The sequence below is a fragment of the Agarivorans sp. JK6 genome, assembly GCF_045277145.1.
Lineage (GTDB): Bacteria > Pseudomonadota > Gammaproteobacteria > Enterobacterales > Celerinatantimonadaceae > Agarivorans > Agarivorans albus.
Window position 1 is genome coordinate 1,619,481 of sequence record NZ_CP113525.1, and the last position, 20,588, is coordinate 1,640,068.

General features: G+C 43.5%; 16 protein-coding genes. 10 read left to right on the plus strand and 6 right to left on the minus strand.

The features are described from left to right. Positions 1-2 precede the first annotated feature (2 nt). On the minus strand, positions 3-884 hold the full coding sequence (locus tag OV592_RS07695) for a mannosyl-3-phosphoglycerate phosphatase (protein WP_016401763.1): 882 nt from the start codon (positions 882-884) through the stop codon (positions 3-5). Positions 885-1,201: 317 nt separating this feature from the next. On the opposite strand from OV592_RS07695, the gene phoB reads away from it, so the two are divergent. The 7 genes from phoB (at position 1,202) to OV592_RS07730 (ending at position 10,254) form a co-directional block, all read left to right on the plus strand. Then, a complete protein-coding gene (gene phoB, locus OV592_RS07700; RefSeq protein WP_040307168.1) occupies positions 1,202-1,894 on the plus strand; it encodes a phosphate regulon transcriptional regulator PhoB in 693 nt (230 codons plus the stop codon). A 6-nt stretch (positions 1,895-1,900) separates the two neighbouring features. Next, positions 1,901-3,199 carry a phosphate regulon sensor histidine kinase PhoR gene (phoR, locus tag OV592_RS07705; protein WP_406610979.1) on the plus strand — a complete coding sequence of 433 codons (1,299 nt, stop codon included), beginning with the start codon at positions 1,901-1,903 and terminating at the stop codon, positions 3,197-3,199. A gap of 158 nt (positions 3,200-3,357) precedes the next feature. After that, positions 3,358-4,779, plus strand: coding sequence for a transglycosylase SLT domain-containing protein (locus OV592_RS07710; RefSeq protein WP_406610980.1), 1,422 nt, complete (start codon positions 3,358-3,360; stop codon positions 4,777-4,779). 172 nt (positions 4,780-4,951) lie between these two features. After that, entirely contained in the window at positions 4,952-6,415 is a 1,464-nt protein-coding gene (locus tag OV592_RS07715) for a polysaccharide lyase family 7 protein (RefSeq protein WP_406610981.1), read from the plus strand. Positions 6,416-6,661: 246 nt separating this feature from the next. Next, the gene (locus OV592_RS07720; RefSeq protein ID WP_016401758.1) at positions 6,662-7,636 is read left to right on the plus strand and encodes a PstS family phosphate ABC transporter substrate-binding protein; all 975 of its coding nucleotides are present in this window, start codon (positions 6,662-6,664) and stop codon (positions 7,634-7,636) included. A 320-nt stretch (positions 7,637-7,956) separates the two neighbouring features. Next, the gene (locus OV592_RS07725; RefSeq protein WP_406610982.1) at positions 7,957-8,403 is read left to right on the plus strand and encodes a tetratricopeptide repeat protein; all 447 of its coding nucleotides are present in this window, start codon (positions 7,957-7,959) and stop codon (positions 8,401-8,403) included. A gap of 975 nt (positions 8,404-9,378) precedes the next feature. Next, the gene (locus OV592_RS07730) at positions 9,379-10,254 is read left to right on the plus strand and encodes a Dyp-type peroxidase (RefSeq protein ID WP_406610983.1); all 876 of its coding nucleotides are present in this window, start codon (positions 9,379-9,381) and stop codon (positions 10,252-10,254) included. A 51-nt stretch (positions 10,255-10,305) separates the two neighbouring features. On the opposite strand, the gene OV592_RS07735 is transcribed toward OV592_RS07730, so the two are convergent. Next, positions 10,306-10,791, minus strand: a complete 486-nt coding sequence (locus tag OV592_RS07735) for a GNAT family N-acetyltransferase (protein ID WP_406610984.1) — start codon at positions 10,789-10,791, stop codon at positions 10,306-10,308. A gap of 298 nt (positions 10,792-11,089) precedes the next feature. Here OV592_RS07735 and OV592_RS07740 point away from each other — a divergent pair, with 298 nt between their 5' ends. From OV592_RS07740 to OV592_RS07750, 3 genes are all read left to right on the plus strand, one after another. Continuing rightward, positions 11,090-12,037: a hypothetical protein gene (locus OV592_RS07740; RefSeq protein WP_406610985.1), complete on the plus strand. Its 948-nt coding sequence runs from the start codon at positions 11,090-11,092 to the stop codon at positions 12,035-12,037. A 239-nt stretch (positions 12,038-12,276) separates the two neighbouring features. Then, entirely contained in the window at positions 12,277-15,399 is a 3,123-nt protein-coding gene (locus tag OV592_RS07745; protein ID WP_406610986.1) for a beta-galactosidase, read from the plus strand. Between the two features lie 5 nt (positions 15,400-15,404). Continuing rightward, positions 15,405-17,519, plus strand: a complete 2,115-nt coding sequence (locus tag OV592_RS07750) for an alpha-galactosidase (RefSeq protein WP_406610987.1) — start codon at positions 15,405-15,407, stop codon at positions 17,517-17,519. A 6-nt stretch (positions 17,520-17,525) separates the two neighbouring features. On the opposite strand, the gene OV592_RS07755 is transcribed toward OV592_RS07750, so the two are convergent. The 4 genes from OV592_RS07755 to OV592_RS07770 all read right to left on the minus strand — a co-directional run bounded on the left by OV592_RS07755 (position 17,526) and on the right by OV592_RS07770 (position 20,584). Next, positions 17,526-18,533 carry a hypothetical protein gene (locus OV592_RS07755; protein ID WP_406610988.1) on the minus strand — a complete coding sequence of 336 codons (1,008 nt, stop codon included), beginning with the start codon at positions 18,531-18,533 and terminating at the stop codon, positions 17,526-17,528. Between the two features lie 73 nt (positions 18,534-18,606). After that, positions 18,607-19,416, minus strand: coding sequence for a glycoside hydrolase family 11 protein (locus OV592_RS07760; RefSeq protein WP_016401749.1), 810 nt, complete (start codon positions 19,414-19,416; stop codon positions 18,607-18,609). 399 nt (positions 19,417-19,815) lie between these two features. Beyond that, positions 19,816-20,316: a hypothetical protein gene (locus OV592_RS07765; protein ID WP_406610989.1), complete on the minus strand. Its 501-nt coding sequence runs from the start codon at positions 20,314-20,316 to the stop codon at positions 19,816-19,818. A gap of 49 nt (positions 20,317-20,365) precedes the next feature. Continuing rightward, positions 20,366-20,584 (minus strand): helix-turn-helix transcriptional regulator, encoded by a 219-nt coding sequence (locus OV592_RS07770; RefSeq protein WP_016401747.1) that lies wholly within the window; start codon positions 20,582-20,584, stop codon positions 20,366-20,368. Positions 20,585-20,588 lie beyond the last annotated feature (4 nt).

Sequence of the window (20,588 nt, forward strand, 5' to 3'; positions counted from 1 at the left end):
GGTTATGCTCCATTAAGTAAGGAATGTAAAATTTGTTGCATCGATTGATGCCAGCCATGCGGCCCGGGGTGGGGTGCTTGGCAAGAATTAGGGTGGTTAATTACCAGTGCTTGCGAGTGTTTGCGAGGAATCACTACTGGAATGTCGGCTTGTTCCAGCATACTTAGATCGTTATCGCTATCACCTAGGGCTATGTTGGTAAAATTGCGCTGAAAATGGTCTTTATATATTTTGTTAAACCAGTGCATGGCGTCAGCTTTATCAAACTTGGCTTTTACGTGATAAAAGCGACCCCCTTTTATTACCGCTAAGTTGTGTTCGGCAAGCTTCTCGGTAAACACCTTTAGTTGCGCATCGCTGTCATTCCAAAGTAGTGGCTCTGAGGCCATTCTTTGCTTGGCCAATTGCGCATCGTATTTTGCTAAACCGGTATTAAGCTGTACTTCGCTTAGGTTCATGTCGTTAAACCCTTGGAAGCGAAAATGGTGCTGTTGGCGCAAAACACTAAGGTATTGGCAAATGTCGGGGTAGCTAGGACCAAAAGTCTTAATTTTCCAATGCTGTTTGCCAACATTAATAGGGCTGAGCTGCTCATGTTGAATAGGGCTGTCGGCTGGAATACAAACGGCTGAGCCGTTTTCGATGGCAAAAGGCTGTTGTAAGGCCATCTTTTTCTGAAGCTCTAATACTTCCATAAAGGTTTTACTGGTATTAAAGATAACCGGCACTTTCAGAAGCTTTAACTGGTTTAAACTGGGTACGGCAGCCTCAAAACTATAACTATCATGATCTAACAAGGTGCCATCTAAATCCGTAAATACCAGTAAGCTACTGGCGGTGGTGTATAGCTCTGTTGATGATAGTTGCTTAGCGAAATACTGCATGCTGCCCCTAAATTTAACTGAATGAGTTTCTACAAGACGAAGCACGAGCAATGCCACAAAGGCAAAAAACTTTTATCAAGACTTAGTAAATCTCATATTTATCAATAGTTTGTTAAGGGTTTAATATTCATTGGTTTAGCTTCTAGAGACGGAAGCTTTGAACCTAAGTGGTGCAGGCTGAACGATATACTCTTGCTTTGCACCAAAATGGCAAGTGCTATATTTACTTAAGCCTTTGATTTACACTGGGGCTTGTCATAAATCTGTCATTAATACGTCGCATAATTGCCACAGTTTCTTAGATTGAGATGAATGAGATGCCCAGGAAGATACTCGTTGTAGAAGATGAAGCTCCAATCCGCGAAATGCTATGTTTTGTATTAGAGCAGCATGGTTATGAGCCGATTGAAGCCGCCGACTATGACCAAGCTTTAGCTAAACTAACAGAACCTTACCCAGAGTTAGCTCTGTTAGATTGGATGTTGCCTGGTGGCAGTGGGATTTCAATTATTAAGCACATGCGTCGCCACGATCTTACTCGTCAGATTCCGGTTATTATGTTGACCGCGAAAGGCGAAGAAGAAGACAAGGTTCAAGGTTTAGAAGCCGGTGCAGATGATTACTTAACTAAGCCTTTCTCACCTAAAGAGTTAATGGCACGTGTTAAAGCGGTAATTCGCCGTATATCACCTACTTCATTAGAAGAAACCATTGAAGTACAAGGCTTACGCCTTGATCCGGTTTCTCACCGTGTTAGCGTTGAAAATGAACCCTTGGATATGGGGCCAACAGAGTTTAAGCTACTGCACTTCTTTATGACTCACCCTGAGCGTGTTTATAGTCGTGAGCAGTTGCTCAACAACGTTTGGGGTACTAACGTGTATGTGGAAGACCGAACAGTGGATGTGCATATTCGTCGCTTACGTAAAGCGATTGGCCTTCAAGGATATGACCGTTTAATTCAAACTGTACGAGGCTCCGGTTACCGTTTTTCAACTAGGGTGAAGTAAATACGGATGTTTGTGCCTTTCTCTTGGCAACGAGTATTGTGGCGAGTGGCCTTGGTGTACTCGCCTTTATTTGTTCTGGGTATGTTTACCGGTTATACCCTAGAAATGTGTTTGTTGGCAGCGGTCATACATATTGTATGGATGTACACCCAACAACATAAATTGCTTGATTGGTTATATAACCAACGAAAGTTGTCCCCTCCGCATGGTTCTGGCAGCTGGGAGCCGGTTTTCCACGGCATTTATAACATGCTTAAACGCCGTTTAGGCCGTGAGCGAGAGCTAGCCCAATTGATGAAGTACTTTCGTTTGGGCGCCGAAGCTTTACCCGATGCTATTGTAGTGATTAACCAAGATGGCGCCATTTTGTGGTGTAATCAGTTGGCGCAAGGCATGCTTGGTTTAAAGTGGCCAGCCGATGCTGGGCAGCACCTAACCAATCTTGTTCGTACCCCCAAGTTTGTAAATTACCTGCGTAAAGCCCGTTTCGATCAACCTCTTGAAATAGTTAGCCCTGTGCAAAGTAATGTGTGGTTAGAATTTCGTGCCATGCCATATAGCCAACAACAGTTGCTATTAGTGATTCGTGATGTGAGCCAGCTACGTAAACTGGAAAAGATGCGCAAACGCTTTGTATCTAACGTTAGCCATGAACTGCGCACACCTTTAACGGTAATGCGCGGTTATTTAGAAATGCTCGACCAAGATGAAGTTGACCCAATGATTTGGGGCAAAGCGCGTAATACCATGTTGGACCAAAGTAGCCGCATGGAGAACTTGGTTAATCAGCTACTTACTCTGGCCAAAATTGAATCAGCCTCAGTGGAAGATAATCAAGAGACCATCAACTTCTCGAGCATGGTGGGTAATCTAGAGGCCGAAGTAGCCGGCTTAGCAAAAGGTAAACAGTTAAGTTTTAGTTTTGACATCGCCCCAGATATAGAAATAAAAGGTGATCGTGAACAGTTGCGTAGTGCTTGCGGCAACCTAGTGAGTAATGCCATTAAGTACTGCGGGCAACCCGGCGAGATCCATGTGAGTTTATCGCTGAATCCGCAGGGCGCGCTGTTTTTGGTTAAGGACTCTGGCCCGGGTATTGAACGTAAACACCTACAACGTCTTACCGAGCGTTTCTATCGCGTAGATAAAGCGCGTTCTCGTGACACTGGTGGTGCTGGCCTTGGTTTATCTATTGTTAAACATGCGCTGCAACATCATGATAGCCAGCTTAAAATTAAGAGCAGCGTGAGCAAGGGCAGTACCTTTAGTTTTATCATTCCTCGTAAACTGTTTATCCAGCAATAATTTACTTGGTGAAGCCAGCAAAACGTTTGGCTTCACAGCTTTCAATTCTGCTGATACTTTTTGAACAATTGAGCTTATACTGAAGTATAAGTTTGATTTGTAATGGTATTCCTTTGAAATTACAGGGTCTTTTACGCAATTTTATCTTAATGCTGAGCATGGCTTGGCTTGTATTATTCGCCTTGCCTAGTGCAGCGGTGGAAGACGAGGTGGAGCTTCCAGAGAGTAGCGATTTACTGCAATTTCCTTTTTATATCCGCGAACCTTTTGTTGGTGACCTACCTGAAATTAAAGAGCGCAAAATTATTCGTGCCTTGGTGACTTACGGAAAATCAGATTTCCATTTGGCAGATGGGCGGCCGCTTGGCATTCAAATCGAGTTGCTTCATTTGTACGAGAAGTTTCTCAATCAAGGCATTAGGCGTGACGTAGAAAAAACCAAAGTGAAAATCGTGCCGGTGCATTTTGATCAGCTTATTCCCGCTTTAGAAGCGGGCAGAGGAGATGTGGTAGCCGCCTTTTTAACCGCAACGCCCGAGCGGAAGAAACAACTGCGTTTCGCCTTAGGCAATGCAGAAGGGGTGAGTGAAGTATTAGTGAGCAATAAAGATGCACCTAAGGTAAACAGCTGGGAAGAGCTGTCGGGTAAAAAGGTCTACGTGATGGATGGCAGCAGTTATGCCGAGCACTTAAAAGCCCTAAATTTCACCTTAAAAATGCGCGGCGTTAAACCGATTAAAGTAATAGAAGCCGATGGTAACTTGTTGTCTGAAGATATTTTGGAGCTGGTGAACGCGGGAGTGATGCCTTATACCATTATTGATGATTACAAAGCCCACTTGTGGGAAAAAGTGTTTAAAGATATTCGGATCAATGAGCAACTAACTACCAGTCGCAATCAAAGCCTAGGCTGGGCGGTGCGTAAAACTAATCCTAAGCTACAAGAAAACTTACAAGAGTTTGTAAATAAGCAAGTTAAACAAGGAAGTCTACTAGGCAATACTTTGCTTAATCGCTATTTCGACCATACCGCGTGGATTAATCGTTTAGCCAACTCTGAAGACCGAATGCGTTTTAACCGTTATGTGCCTTTCTTTAAAAAGTATGCCAATGAATACGACTTTGATTACCTAGCGATTGTTGCCCAGGGTTATCAGGAGTCGGGCTTAGATAATACCAAAGTTAGCCATCGCGGTGCGCGCGGTATTATGCAGTTATTGCCTTCAACGGCTAAACAAATGGGCTACAGCGATTTAAGCGATCCTGAACAAAATATCGCGGCTGGAATTAAATACTTGGCCTGGTTGCGTACACATTATATTAATGAAGAAGGCATTGAAGACAGTGAACGCATGGCTCTCATTTGGGCGGCCTACAATGCTGGGCCCACTAAAATGAACAAAATGCGCAGACTCACTAAAGAAATGAATTTAGATCCCAACTTGTGGTTTGGCAATGTGGAAATAGCAGCAGGGCGTATTATTGGTAGAGAAACAGTGCGTTATGTCTCTAACGTTTACAAGTATTACATCGCCTATACCTTAGCCTTAGATTTAGAGGGCGACAGAGAAGAGGATTAGCGCCTGCTTTTGCCTGATATGGGTGAGAGAGTTAATCGAAAAGCGAGCATTTCTGCTCGCTTTTTTTAGCTGGTTCACAAGCTGGATAATTGCTTTAGCGAGTAGATTGCCAATCCCATTTCATAAATATAGTATTGTAATACATTTAAAGTTGTTATGGACAATACTTAATATGAAGTTGATTGGAAAGCCCCTTGGCTTGGTGTTGCTGTTATCTTTGGCGGGGTGTGGCGGTTCTTCTGAAACCGCAGGAGTGGCTGATCCTGGCAACGAGCCAAGTACGCCGGAAGAGCCAACGACTCCTGAGCCACCTACAGACCCAATAGATCCAAGTTGCCTTAGCCCTAAAGTGCTGAGTATTAGCCAAGCCAGTGATGATGGAAACCATAAAGTGGGCTATGGGCCAGAGAATTCTATCGACGGTAGCTATGACAGCGAATCGCGTTGGTCGTCGGAAGGGATTGGCAAGCAAATAACCTACAGCCTAAGTAGTCCTTCAATTGTTACGAGTATTAACCTTTATTGGCTGAACAATACTAGTCGGTTTGCCTATTATGATTTAGCGATTTCTACCGATAATCTGCAGTGGCAGGATGTAGTGACTGGCGGAATGTCAGACAAAGCTACCGGCAGTGCAGAAGTGATTACGCTAACAGATGAGTTAATTGAAAACGTTCAATACCTGCGCTTAACCGGCAACGGCAACTCAGAAAGTAATTGGAACAGTGTCATTGAAGTGACTGCAGAAGGTTGTAACGACGAAGTGGTTACCGAACCGGTTGAAGATCTTAACCCCTCTTTACCACCATCAGGCAATTTTGATTTACAAGACTGGTATTTAAGCATTCCTACTGATACAGATAGTTCCGGTACTGCAGACTCGATTAAAGAGTCTGAGCTAAACGATGGGTATGAGAACAGCGAGTATTTTTATACCGGAGCCGATGGTGGCATGGTATTCAAAACCCCTATCTATGGTTATAAAACCTCCGCAAATACTACTTATGTTCGTACCGAGTTACGAGAAATGCTACGACGTGGTGATACCAGCATAAGTACCCAAGGTGTAAATAAAAACAACTGGGTATTTTCTAGTGCGCCTAGCAGCGCGCAAAATAATGCGGGTGGAGTGAACGGTGAACTGTTTGCCACATTGGCGGTAAACCATGTCACAACTACCGGGGAAGATTATCAAATTGGTCGAGTAATTATTGGTCAAATTCATGCCAATGATGATGAGCCGATCCGCCTTTATTACCGTAAGTTGCCTAACAACGATAAAGGGGCTATCTATTTTGCTCACGAGTCGCGAAATCAATCTGATGATGATTGGGTGGAGATGATAGGTAGCAGAAGTAATACTGCGAGCAATCCCTCCGATGGTATCGCGCTAGATGAGAAATTTAGCTATCGGATTAAAGTTGTCGCTAATACCCTAAGCGTTACCATTATTCGTGAGGGTAAAGCTGACGTTTCTGCAAGCTACGATATGAGCGACAGCGCTTACGACGACCCAGACCAATATATGTACTTTAAAGCTGGGGTATACAATCAAAATAAATCTGGCGATGTTGACGACTACGTGCAAGCCACTTTTTATGCTTTGAGTAATACTCACCAAGGTTATAATCCTTAAAATTAAAAGCTCGGTAGACTATCTACCGAGCTTTTCCAGCTGCTTTATCAAAAAAACACTATTATTTTCTGTGGTTAATTGTCTGCTAATTCAATTAGTTATTTTCATTGCTTGGCAAAAAAGACAGTTTTTTTACGAAAATAATAGACTGACATATAACTGTCACACTGCAGAAATATAATTGTCATCGAATTCACCAATACTACATGACGAAAATAACTCAACGCGTCATTTATGGAGATAAAGATGACATTTAAAAAATTGCTTAGTGCAGTAGCTATTTCTGCCTCATTGGTAACAACTACCGTACTTGCAGCTGGCCTGGATGCCACTCTTCCTGAATACAAGAAAACAACTGGTGTTTCAGGTAACCTTTCATCTGTAGGTTCTGATACTTTAGCCAACATGATGACTTTGTGGGCTGAAGAGTTTAAGCGTGAATACCCTAACGTAAACGTACAAATTCAAGCTGCTGGTTCTTCTACTGCTCCTCCAGCTCTAACTGAAGGTACTTCTCAGTTCGGCCCAATGAGCCGTCAAATGAAGAGCAAAGAAGTAGAAGCTTTCGAAAAGCGCTTCGGTTACAAGCCAACTCCAGTTCGCGTAGCTATCGACGCATTGGCTGTATTTGTTCATAAAGACAACCCAATCGAAGGTTTAAACCTTGCTCAAGTTGACGCTATCTTCTCTTCTACTCTTAAGTGTGGTGAGAACGCTGTTGCTGACCGTTGGAGCCAAGTTGGCCTAGAAGGTTCTTGGGCTGATAAAGACATTCAATTGTTCGGCCGTAACTCAGTATCTGGTACTTACGGTTACTTCAAGAAAAAAGCACTTTGTAAGGGTGACTTCAAGAACACTGTAAACGAACAGCCTGGTTCTGCTTCAGTTGTTCAGTCTGTATCTTCTTCTTTGAACGCTATCGGTTACTCAGGTATCGGTTACAAAACGTCTGGTGTTAAAGCTGTTGCTCTTGCCAAGAAAGGTAACGACTACATTGAAGCTACTTTAGACAACGCCGCTACTGGTAAGTACCCACTATCTCGCTTCTTATACGTTTACGTTAACAAGCACCCTAACAAGCCATTAGCACCAATGGAGCGTGAGTTCCTAAAAATGATTCTGTCTAAAACAGGTCAAACAATTGTTGCTAAAGACGGTTACGTACCACTACCTTCAAAAGTAGTTATGGCTGACCTAGAAAAATTAGGTATCTCTCTATAATCTGAGAGTAGCTAATAATAAAACCTCGCTGCGGCGGGGTTTTTTGCTTTTAAGTCTCCACCAAAACTCGCCATCAGCGCTACCTTCAAGCAACCCTGTTGAACTTCTCAGGCCTTGCCGCCGTACTCTAGATACATCTCTAATACCAATCACACTAAGTAAGTGATCAGAAATAGCGCAGGAAAAATACTCGAGAATAAGACAGGATTTTTCGATAAGTAGTTATTCTACAATCAAAAATTCTAACGCAGTTATCGAGTTTTCTAAGCAGATTGAATGACCAGTTATTTAGTTCGATTGCTACAAATAAGGAAATAACCATGAAACTTGTTACTTTGCTGCTTGGTCTGTTTTTGGCTTCACAAGTGAACGCTGCAGGAAGTGGTCGATATGAATCTCAAAAGAGCAGTAAGCCGCTTAGTGCTGCTGAGGCCATGCTTAGTGAACAAAACTATCTTCAAGCTAGCGAATGGCTCAGTGACTACCTGCAAAGTAAAAAGGGTCGCCGTTCAGCCGACGCTTGGAACCTACTAGGCTTTAGCTTGCGTAAGCAAGGCCACTACCAGCAAGCTTTGTATGCTTATCAGCAAGCCTTGTCTATCAAACCTTCTCATCTTGGCGCTTTAGAGTATTCGGGAGAGCTGTACTTGAGTCTGCAAGAGTTAGCGCGAGCAGAGCAAAATTTAGCACGATTGGAACAATATTGTGGTAATTGCCAAGAACAGCAACAGCTAGAATCGGCAATTTATCGCTATCTTGCTGAATAATATAGATTTTGTCGCTAATCGGCGACGTTTTAGCTTTGGTGGTAAATTTTGAGAATAGAGTTTATTTAGTGATTTATAGTGATTGGGTAGCGGTGAAAATCCTTTCAGCAACATATCTAGGTGAACTTAGGTTTTAATGAAATTGTCACTTGAAATGTGATTCGTGTCACACTAAATTATAGATGTGACTTGGATCACGTTTGATTTGAGACACTAATGATATTAAATACTTAGGAGAAAGATTATGTTTGATTACTTTGGCGCACTTTACTCGTCGTATTATTTTACTAAAGCTGATGATTACAACTTTTATTGCGAAACTCGCAAAGATATTCACCGTTAAGACTCGTTAAAGGTGGATATATGGTTCTTCATCCGATCATTGGTTCAGCATTATCAACTTATGTTCGTTTCGGGTGCTTAGAGCAAGATAAACGACAGCAGAGATAATTGTAATGAATCAAGTTAACCCCAGTGCCTGAAACGAGCTCGCTCCTTCAGGCATTTTTTATTCTTTTCCCCGCGCTTACCGTCTTGTTCGTTTCCTGAACAAATTATTTCAGCAAAAACTCTAAAACAAGCTTGCAATGTGATGCGTGTCACATTATTATTCTTTCCGTGAGCTGGTTCACACTTTTTGATTTCTAGGAGAAACACTATGTTTGATTACTTTGGTTCTTTATATACAACTTACTATTTCACTAAAGCTGCGGATTACAAAGCAACAGATTCTAACAACCTACACCGTTAATCCTCACATTTGAACATGTGGGCTTAGCACTTAGCCTTTCGCAATGCCGAGAGAGTGACAGTCAACTGAGCGAGAATACACTATGAGTCAAATGTTCTAAAATGCCTGATAGCTTAAAAGCATCAGGCATTTTTCGTTTTAAAAACTTTTTTACCCCGTATCAAATTACTTCCCGACAAAATTACTTATACTGCTAGCCAGTGATTGTTAAATGAGAAATTTTTATGTCGTTAGTTCAACCTCTTATTCTTAAGTCTCAACAGCATCATGCTAGTTTTTTACGCTTTAGTCTCGTTGACCGTGAGGCCCTAGCTGATTGTTTAAGTCAAATTCAAGCGCTTTACCGAGCAGAAGATTCGGTGATTGGTTTTGGCCAGCCATTGCTCGCTATGAATAACACTGTAGTAGAAGGTGTAAAGAGTGCCGAGAGTATTCAAGGGCCAAAACGCACCAGTCCAGCTAACCAAGATGATTTATGGCTGCGAGTAAGTGGCAGCGATCCTGGTGAAGTGATGCTGCGTGTGCAAGAGTGGTTAGATGTTTTATTGCCAAGCTTTAGTTTAAACGAACAAGTAGATGGCTTTTGTCACCGAGAAGGGCGAGATCTATCGGGTTACGTAGATGGCACAGAAAATCCAGAAGACAACGCTGAGCAAGTGGTAGCCTTAACTGGCGAGAAGGGCATTGCTGGTTCAAGCATGCTAGCGGTGCAAAAGTGGCAACATCAACTCAAACATTTCAATAGCCTACCTAGCAAACATCAAGATGATATTATCGGTCGCCGCAAAAGTGATAATGTGGAGTTTCCTGAGTCGCCACCTTCAGCTCACGTACGTCGCACGGCTCAAGAGAGCTTTACTCCAGAAGCCTTTATGTTACGCCGCAGTTTACCTTGGATAGAGCAGCAAGATTGTGGTTTAAACTTTGTGTGTTTTGCTAACAGCTTTTACCCTTTTGAGGCGCAGCTAAAACGTATGCTGGGTTGTGAAGATGGTATTGAAGATGGCTTGTTTGAATTTAGCCGCCCATTAAGCACCGCTTATTACTGGTGCCCACCAGTAGATGGTGAACAGCTAGATTTAAGCTACCTACAGCTTTAGTTTAACAAAGCTTATTAGTTGGCGTTCATCGATTTAAGATGAACGCCAATTTTATTCTTCAAGCTCGGTTTTATAAAGCGCCATACCTCGAGCTTTATAGTTGGCAAGTGCTGCCGGGTGGTCTAAATCACAGGTGTGTACCCATACACGTGTTGCTTGCCATTGCCATGCTGTTTTAATGCACTGGCTGAGTAAACCGCCGCCTAGGCCTTGGCCAAAGAATGCTTTATCTAGACCAAAGTAGATGATTTCTACGCTGTTATCTTGGTGTTTATTTAGTTCAAAGTAACCAACAAATTGCTCATCTGAATAGGCGCCAAAGGTTCGTAGGTTTGCTGGCTGGGTATAGTCGACCCACTGTTGCTCTGTCCACACAAGCTTATCGTTCCATTGCCAGTGTTTTCCTACTTCGCTATAAAACTGGCGACTAAGCTCAGCCTGATTGGTTTTTATTTCTTCAATTCTTACATGTTCTGGAAGGGGCTTAGCGTTGAGTTGCTCAAGCTGAGTTTGTTGTAGGTAGTATACGGTGGTCATTGTTTTTCCTATTGCAATTCTTTGCCGCAGTGTAGCAATTGCAGTGTGTTCGCTCTATCTAAATCTTATTAGTAAGTAACTGATTATTAGATAAAATTATCAGTGTAAAATAGTTGTTACAACTGTCCAAGTTTTTTACATGCTGATAATTTGATTTTTTATTGGACAATTCAAGTTATTGAAATGAGGTTACTTATAACTGGTGGCTTAGTTTATGCTTTTACTTTGATATCACTAATAATGGGACTTTATTGGTATCGTTATCAGTATCGGCTATACCAAAAAGAGCGTTAGTTTTATGAAAACTTTGCCTATTGTGGCCGGCTTCTTTGTCATTCTATCTTCCTTCAACCTTTGGGCTACACCAGTAACAAGCTTCGTGGTGGGCGGAGTGTGTGACCCCTCTCGTGCTACCTTAAATTCTATTATGGAATCAGGAGAGGCAAGTGAATTGTTAGGAGGCGTCAATCCATCTTATTCTGCCAGTGCTTGTTTGGTGTTTGATGGAAATGATGACGGCAACGCCAACGATCCCCAGGTGAATATTGGTCAAAAAGACGATGGCTTGCTCAATACTAAGTATGGGCCTGATGATTCTTTGTTTTTTATTGAACCAGAAGAGCTGCAAAATTTGGATGACTTTCCTGCAGGCATTGCCGATGACCCCGGCTGGATTCACTTGGCTAGTGTAGGTGGCGCGATAGGGCAGAATGACCAATTAGCGGTGAACTATGATCAGGCAGGGCCTATTACCAGTGGTGGACTATTCCTTGATATCGACGCTCTACTAAACATGACGTTTACTTGTGTGGATGATGATAACGGCGAGTGCAAGGCAGTAGATTGGGTTATAGAAACCGATCCAAATATTATCGACCAAGTATCTCAGTTGTTAGGTGAGGCGACTTTCGACCACCTTGTGTTCTCTATAAAAGCGGGTAATGGTTTTATACTTTACGACTTTGACTTTATCGATATTTTTGCTCAGGAGCTAAGTGACTACCCCGCTTCAAGTTTAAACTTTAATACCCCGTATAAGCTATCTGGTAGTTTAAATACTGGGGATTTTCTTAATCCGAATGGGAATAGTGCCCAGGCTATATCGCACTTAAATGTTTGGGCGCGAGACCCTTCCGATCCTTCTATCACGCGTATCAATGAGCCAAGTACCTTTGGCATATTCATACTTGCTGTTCTTGGGGTGATGAGTGCGCGACTAGCACGCAAAAATCCCCAGATTTCCTAAGCGCTTTACGCTTTGTTTTTCTACTAAACCAAATGTAACTACTCGCTAGTAGTTACATTTCATTTACTTTTGTGTAAACGTTTTCCTGCTTTCGTGAGTACGCTCTCATTTTTGCGGAGATAGGCCAACTAAAATCAGCCAATAAACTGTTATCACTGTAATTGGTATATCCGCCCGTTAGGGCTTAGCAGTTAGATAACAAGCGCCTACATTGTACTACTTGGTTTATGGAGATAAGAATGACGCGAGTAAGCGCCACACTGTTAGCCCAAAAAGATTGGGAAAATCCCTCTGTTACTGAGCGTAATCGCTTACCCTCACATGTACCTTTAGCTTCATATAGTGGCTTAGATACAGCCTTAAATCTGCAACAGGCAGAGCATCAGCTCAGTTTAAATGGGCAGTGGAATTTTTGTTTGCTCAAACAGCCTGAGCAATTGAGTGATGCGCTAATTGCTGGCAGCAAGGGTAGTTGGAAAAGTATAGCTGTGCCTGGTAATTGGCAGTTACAGGGCTTTGATAAAGCCATTTATACCAATGTCATTTACCCCTTCGAAGTAAATCCTCCCTATGTGCCTAGTGATAACCCTACGGGGGTTTATCGTACAGAATTTAACTACCAAGCTGCTTGGGCTAATAAACAAGTGCGTTTGCGTTTTGAAGGGGTTAACTCTGCCTTTCACGTAGTTATAAATGGCCAACAAGTGGGTTACGGACAAGATAGCCGTTTAGCCAGCGAATTTGATATAGGGCCTTTTTTACAAGAAGGGACCAACCAACTGTGTGTGATTGTTTATCGCTGGAGTGACGGAAGCTACCTAGAAGATCAAGATATGTGGTGGTTAAGCGGCATTTTTCGTGACGTGAGCATTTACGCTAAGCCGCAAGTTCATATTGCAGACTTTAGCATCAATACCCAACTAGACGCTTGTTATCGAGATGCGCAGTTGCAAGTAGAGGTTCAACTGGCTGGGGCTAGTTTAGCGCAGTTAGACGGCTACCAAATTGAGTTGCAGCTTTATGACGGTGATGGCGCGGTATTCGCTACCCCAGTGCGAGAATCCACCAACAATTTGTCTGTAGATGAAAAAGGCGGCTTTGCCGATCGCATTTTTTTAAGCAGCGATGTTATTGAACCTAAGCTGTGGAGTGACGAACAACCTAATTTGTACCGAGCGGTCTTGAGTTTATTGGATGCTAAAGGAAACTTACTGGAAGTGGAACAAAGCTCGGTGGGCTTTCGCTGCGTAGAAATTAGCGATGGTTTATTAAAACTCAACGGCAAGCCGGTGCTAATTCGAGGGGTAAACCGCCACGAACATGACCCAGAGCTTGGCCACGTAATGACCGAAGCCAGCATGTTGCAAGACATAAAGTTGCTAAAGCAGAACAACTTTAATGCTGTGCGCACCGCGCATTACCCTAATCACCCACGTTGGTATGAGCTCTGTGATGAATACGGATTATTGTTAGTTGATGAAACCAACCTAGAAACCCATGGCATGTTTCCGATGAAACGTTTGTCGGACGATCCGCAGTGGATGCATGCTTACATGCAGCGAGTAACCCGCATGGTAGCGCGTGATAAAAACCATCCGTCGATCATTATTTGGTCTTTAGGCAATGAGTCTGGCTATGGTTGTAATCACGATGCTATGTATGGCTGGTTGAAACAAGCAGATCCAAGTCGCCCGATTCAATACGAAGGGGGTGGGGCCGATACTCCCGCTACTGATATTTTGTGCCCAATGTATGCCCGGGTAGATTGGGATACCGCAGGAGAGGGGATCCCCAAGCGAGCGATTACCGCACATATTGCCGATCCTAACGAACAGCGTCCGCTTATTTTGTGTGAGTATGCCCATGCAATGGGCAACAGCCTGGGAAGTATTGAAGAGTACTGGCGAGCATTTCGTTTGCATCCTCGCTTGCAGGGCGGTTTTATTTGGGACTGGGTTGACCAAGGTATAACCAAGCAAACTGATTCTGGAGAAACTTACTGGGCCTACGGGGGCGATTTTGGCGACCAACCTAATGATCGCCAGTTTTGTATTAACGGGCTGATTTTCCCAGATCGCAGCCCACATCCTAGTTTGTATGAAATTAAGTATTTACAGCAATACTGGCAGATAAATGCAGAAAACCTAGCCAAGGGCGAGGTGTTAATCAGCAATGAACATTTAGTAAATGATAGTAGTAACACCGCAGGGGAGTGGCGAATAGAGCGCAATGGCGAGCTATTTAGTCAAGGCGAGTTTAGCTTAAGCTTACAAGCTGGTGAGCAGCAAATAATGTGTTTGCCAAAGGCAGCCATGCAAGATTTAACTACCCAAACTAGTGGTGAGTTCTGGCTAACTATAAACATTAAACTGAAACAGGCTACTGCTTGGGCACCGGCTGGCCATAGTTTGGCAAAACAACAATTTAAGTTAGCCTTTGGCGGTTTAAATAGCCCTAAACCATTAAATAAAGCTGAAGTTAAATGCACTCAGCAAGATCGCAGAATACGCTTTGAGAGCTCAAAGCAGCTGCTTGAATTTGATTGTGTTAGCGCGCAATGGCTAGCTTGGACGGTAAATGAAAAGCAGTTGTTTACCGCCGCACCGGTTGATAATTTTTACCGTGCTCCGCTCGATAATGATATTGGAGTAAGCGAAGCCAGCCAAATGGATCCCAACTCGTGGATTGCCCGTTGGCAAAGCGCTGGTCTTCATCAATTAAAACGTGAAGCTTTAGATTTTAATTTCTCTCAACTTAGCAACGGATGCTGGCTTGTGGAATGCAGCAGCGAGTATCGCCATCAGCAGAAAACCGCTTTTAAGGTGTTACACCGTTATGTGATTAGCGCCGATAAGGTGGCTTTTGATTGTGAGGTGAACGCTGCAGCTTACTTGCCGCCTCTGCCAAGGGTAGGGCTTAGCTTAAGCCTAGACAAACAATTTAGTGAGTTGTCGTGGTTTGGTTTGGGTCCACATGAAAATTATCGAGACCGTTTAGCCGCAGCTACTGTCAGCCGCTATAGTGAAACTATCGATAACTTGCATACCCCCTATATTTTCCCCAGCGAAAATGGCGGAAGGGGAGAGGTCAGGCAGTTGTCTCTTAAGGATGAACAGCAGTTGAATGTAGAGCTGCACTGCCAACCAAATTTGCAAATGACAGCGAGTCGTTTTAGCCAGCAAGACTTAAGCGACGCAACACATAATTATCAGCTTAAAGACAGTGGTAGTGTGTTTGTACATTTAGATGTTGCCCATCAAGGAGTGGGGGGAGATGACTCTTGGAGTCCTTCGGTACACCCTAAACATCAGGTACTAGAGAACTACTTTAGCTACCACATTGATTTTACCGCACAAGGATAGTTGCTATGAGCTTGTTTCATTTATTCGGGCGAAGCAGTAGCTTGCTGTTAAAGCAGACCAACAGCCTACCAGAAGTCATTTATTGGGGCGCAAAGCTTAATGGCCCAATCGATGAAGCCTTGCTGGATGCCATTAGCCGGCCGGTGCCTGAAGCAAGCCTAGACGAAGACGTGCCGTTAACCCTTTGCCCAGAGGCCAGTGAAGGGTGGTTCTCTAGCCCAGGCTTAGAGGGAAACCGCGCCGGTAAAGATTGGTGCCCAAGCTTTACCGCTAACGCTACCCTTGAAGGTCATAGCAAGTTAATTGTAGAAGCCGTAGATAGCCGTGCAGAATTAGCGCTTAGTTTGAGTGTAAGCCTTGATGAGGCGAGTGATGTGCTTACCTTGCAAAGTAAGGTAACTAACCATGGCGAACAAGCTTATAACTTACAGCGTTTGGCGCTTACCCTGCCTTTGCCAGCCTATTGTGATGAACTGTTATCATTACATGGCCGCTGGACTAAAGAGTTTCAGCAACACCGTCAGCCCTTGGAGCGGGGAATAATTAGTCAAGAAAACCGTCGTGGGCGTACTTCACACCAGTATTTTCCGGGAGCGATTATTGGCAGCAAAGGTTTTTCTCACCAAGTGGGAGAAGTGTTTGGCTTTCATTTCGCTTGGAGTGGTAATCACCGTATACAAAGTGGTGTTAAAACCGATGGGCGACGTTGGTTACAAGCCGAAGAGTTATTGCTTAGTGGTGAAGTTCGTTTGGCTAAAGGCGAAAGTTACCAAACCCCAGAGTTGATGGCGACTTACGCCAGCACTGGCTTAAACGCAATGAGCGCTAACTTTCACCATTATGTGCGTAGTCACATCCTTCGCTTTCCTGAAGCAGATAAAGCAAGACCGGTGCACCTTAACACCTGGGAAGGGATCTATTTTGACCACGATCCCGCTTACATTAAGCAAATGGCCAGCTTAGCAGCAGATATTGGTGTAGAGCGCTTTATTATTGATGATGGCTGGTTTATTGGTCGAGAGCACGATAAAGCAGGCTTGGGGGATTGGTTTTTAGATAGCCAAAAATATCCGCAAGGCTTAGACGAAGTGATAAACCATGTGCATGCATTGGGCATGGAGTTTGGTTTATGGTTTGAGCCAGAGATGGTTAACCCTGACTCAAATTTGTACCGTAAACACCCTGAATGGGTATTGGGGCAGGCCGGTTATCAACAAAAAACGGGTCGTTACCAATATGTACTCGATTTGCAAAATCCTCAGGTGTTTGCCTATTTGCTTGAGCGCTTAGATAGCCTGTTAAGTGAGTATGCTATTGCCTATATTAAGTGGGACATGAACCGCGAGCTAGTTCAACCAAGCCACTTAGGAGAAGCGGCGGTGCATGGTCAAACACAAGCCTTTTATGCCTTGGTGGACGAATTGGCTAAACGCCACCCCGAGCTGGAAATCGAAAGCTGCTCCTCGGGCGGCGGTCGCATTGACTACGAAGTACTGAAACGCAGCCATCGATTCTGGCTTTCGGATAGCAATGACGCGCTAGAGCGACAAATTATGCAGCCAGCGATGTTGTACTTTTTCCCACCAGAAGTGATGGGCTCACATATTGGCCCTGCCCATAGCCACACCACCTATCGACAACATAGCATTGGGTTTAGGGGGGTAACCGCATTGGTTGGCCATATGGGCGTAGAGTTAGATCCAGTAGCAGTTGATGCCAAAGAGCGAGAGCAGTTTGCGCACTATATTGCCTTACATAAATCACTGAGGCCCTTGCTGCATTCCGGCACTTTTCATCAGTTAAATGCTAGTGATGATAGCTGGCAAGCTTATGGCGTGTTAGACCAAGATAAAGGCGAAGGCGTTTACTGGGCGGTGCAGTTGTCTATGCCAGCTTACACTTTGCCGGGCAGACTAAAGCTAATCAACTTACAGCCTCAAGCCCTTTATAAAGTTGAAGTATTGGATAAACCAGACTTTAAACACATTATGAAAAAATTTCCTAACTGGCTTGAGAAAACATGTTTGCTTAGCGGTGAGAGTTTAATGAACTTAGGCTTACAGTTACCCATTATGGATCCAGAAACCGCGATGTTGATTAAAGTAACGCGCCAAGCTTAAGCTAAGTTAGTTAGCGCTAAGGCGTGCGTATTCTTGTTGGCTTAAATCAAAAGAGGTGAGTAGGGTTTGTTGTGCTTCAAACCACAAGGAATCTTGTTGAGCGCTGGCCATATCTAATAGCTTGGTTTTCAAGTCTTCCGCTGCAGGAATGCTGCCGCTATTAATGTTGTTTAGTACTGCTAGTTGGATTGCTTGTGAACTGTTATAAAGCATGTCACTGGCAATAACAGTGCGCTGTTGATTGTGGCTAAAGCGCATGAGCTGAGATAGCAACATTTCTGCTTCATCAGCATTGGCTGTTAACACTTGCTGTGCCAATTCACTCGTAATTACTTGTCGTTCTGGATCTGAGATTTGATAAGGCTTTAACAAACTTAAGGCTTCTACTCGTGTATTGGTATCGGTTTGCTCTAGTGTTGCTAGGTCTACCAAGCCTTTTACCAGCAGCGGAGACTTAATTTCCGAAGCGCTGCTTAGCAGCGAAAGAAACTTCTGCTGAGACTGGGCATCATTTAGCATGGCGTACTGCTCTGCTAAGCCCTGCAAGGCTTGCTTACTGTTTGGGATAGCGCTGCTTTGAATAGCAGAGAGTAGTAAATCAAAGTCAGGGTTATCTACGTTAAGCACGGCTAGTTGCTCAATTGAGCTCGCTAAGCTTGCAGGGTTATTTTGTATAGCGTGCTTTAGTGCATCAAACTGGGTTGCTTTATTTGGTTTAGCTTCATTCTGTGCTTTGTTGCTTAGCGCTATGTTATCTGGAGTGTGTTTAACGTGAACCTGCGCTGGTTTGCTAACAGGCTGATTGGCGAAATTATCTTCTAAGTTACTATTTCTAAATAATAAATCTGTATTTTTAGCACTGCTATTTACAGGATTTTCCAGTGTTGCTAAATCAGTTTGTGAGTTTTCATGAGAGAAAGCCCCAGCGCTCGGCTTTGGATGGTAGATAACAGCAACGAGGTAGCCCGCGATAAAGGTGCCAGCTAAAGAGAGTATCCATCCATAAGTCTTCATAATTGCTTCCTGCCATGCGTTTCGAAGCTAAGCGTTACACAACACTTAGCTTCGTATTAGGTTTAGTTAGGCACTATCGCAACCAAAGCGATAGGTCTACAGCACCCTTGTGATTGATGTTTGCATCGCCAAACACCTCAATGGCTAAGATTTGGTAACCGTTGGCTAATCCATCTGTTTTAAAGCCTAGATCAGAATTATCCCAGCGGTTGGCATGTGGGCCAAAATTTAGCTCTTGGTTGTTTCCGTGGGCAGTGGGTGAACGGCGTACGCTCCAAAACTGTTTGAAGCTTCGGTTTTCTCCGCTGCCACAATATTGTGCGCCGTTGCGGTCTACAAGGTATACATCGTAAGTGGCATTATTGGCGTAAACAGTGCCTTTGCTTTTTGCCGGCGCGCCAGCATTTTCATCCCAAGGTACAAATTGCCCAGGCCCCTTCCAAGTATCTACAACATAGTATTCTTGCGAGGTACTGCCACTACATGACCAACCATATAGGGCTACTAAGGCTTTTTGAATATTGGAGTTACTGGTTAGCTCGCCAACGTTGTAACCAATCTTGCGATATCTCGCCCCTTTATCCCAGCCAAGTCCGCCAATGGCATCTTCACCCCAAGATTTTGCCATATTCCATTCAGCGCGATAGTGGCGGCCGGCATCGTTATAAAAACCAATTTTTACATCACAGGTTTTAATGTTGTTTTGGCTTAATTCAAACCATGAATAAAAGTGGCCGCCGTAGTAACCAGAGCCATACCCGTTGCCGGAATCCGCTGCTGGATCGCAGATGGTTTTGCCTATGCTTGCCGCACTTACCGTGCTTGGAGCGGTTAAGAGTAAAGAGCTAAGGGTTAATGTTAGCGCTAACATTGGAGTTTTCATTTAGGTGTCCCTATTCCGTTAAAGTTACCAACGAACTAGCCACACATGATTTCCTGTAGCGTGACCATACCACTCGTTAAAGAGCACGTTTATCAACGTGATTCTAATGTGTATTTTTTGTTACGCCTTAGTATTGGATTGATATAATTTTAAGGTCAAATCGAATAGTAAAAACTCAAGAACTGGTCAAACTAAGCGAAGAAATTCAACGTCTTGTGAGATAACGAAATTGACTTGTGAGAAAGTGTAAAGGCTTTGTGAAAAGAGGGCTTGGACAATGACATGCAGCTTTATAAGCGATTGCTTGGGTATCTTAGCAATCGCTATATTTCACGCTGGCTAGAGGCTAATAGAAGATGTGTAATCGAACATTCCTTCTATTGCAATATCATAGTTTAACTAATCAATAGAAGCTAAAATTGCGTCTAGCTTCGCGTATTTTTTGTACAATTCTTGTTCTTCGGTTTCACTATAATTGTGACTTAGCAGATCTATCTCTTTAAGTTGGATATCTCGCCATAGCTCCAAAGCTTGTAATTGTTCTTCGTTACTTAAGTTTGCTAGGACATTTACCTTTATCAAATCAGTTTGGTTATCAGCGAATAGCTGATCTAACTGCTGATAAAGTGTATTGAAGGTGACGTTTACTTTGAGTTTATCGCTGTTTTCAGCACTTTCTAATTGCTGTTCTAACGCGAGCATTTGCTTTCGCCAGTCTCTTGCAAGAGCTTGTTTATCGCTCGGTAGGTTAGCGATCGAAGCATCATAATCTACTACTACAAACGGGTCGCTTAAGCTTTCTAGATTGCGAACTTCTTCTGCGTGCAAACCCGAAAAATAGAATGCAAAAGCAAGAACAGGTGCGAACAGTCTTAGGTTTTGTTTAAGTCGGTAGTTCATGTTTAGTTCCTTGTGACTTTATTGAATTCTGCTGTTTGGTCTTATCGAATTAGCGAGCATCTTGCTCCGGCTGATACTCGAGTAAATCGCCAGGTTGGCATTCTAAAACCTGACAAATTGCGCTTAGTGTTGAAAACCTAATGGCTTTGGCGCGGCCTGTTTTCAAAATCGATAAGTTTTGAACGGATATGCCCACAGCGTCTGACAGATCGTTCAAACGCATTTTTCTTTTGGCTAGCATTACGTCTAGATTAATTACTATCGTCATTGCT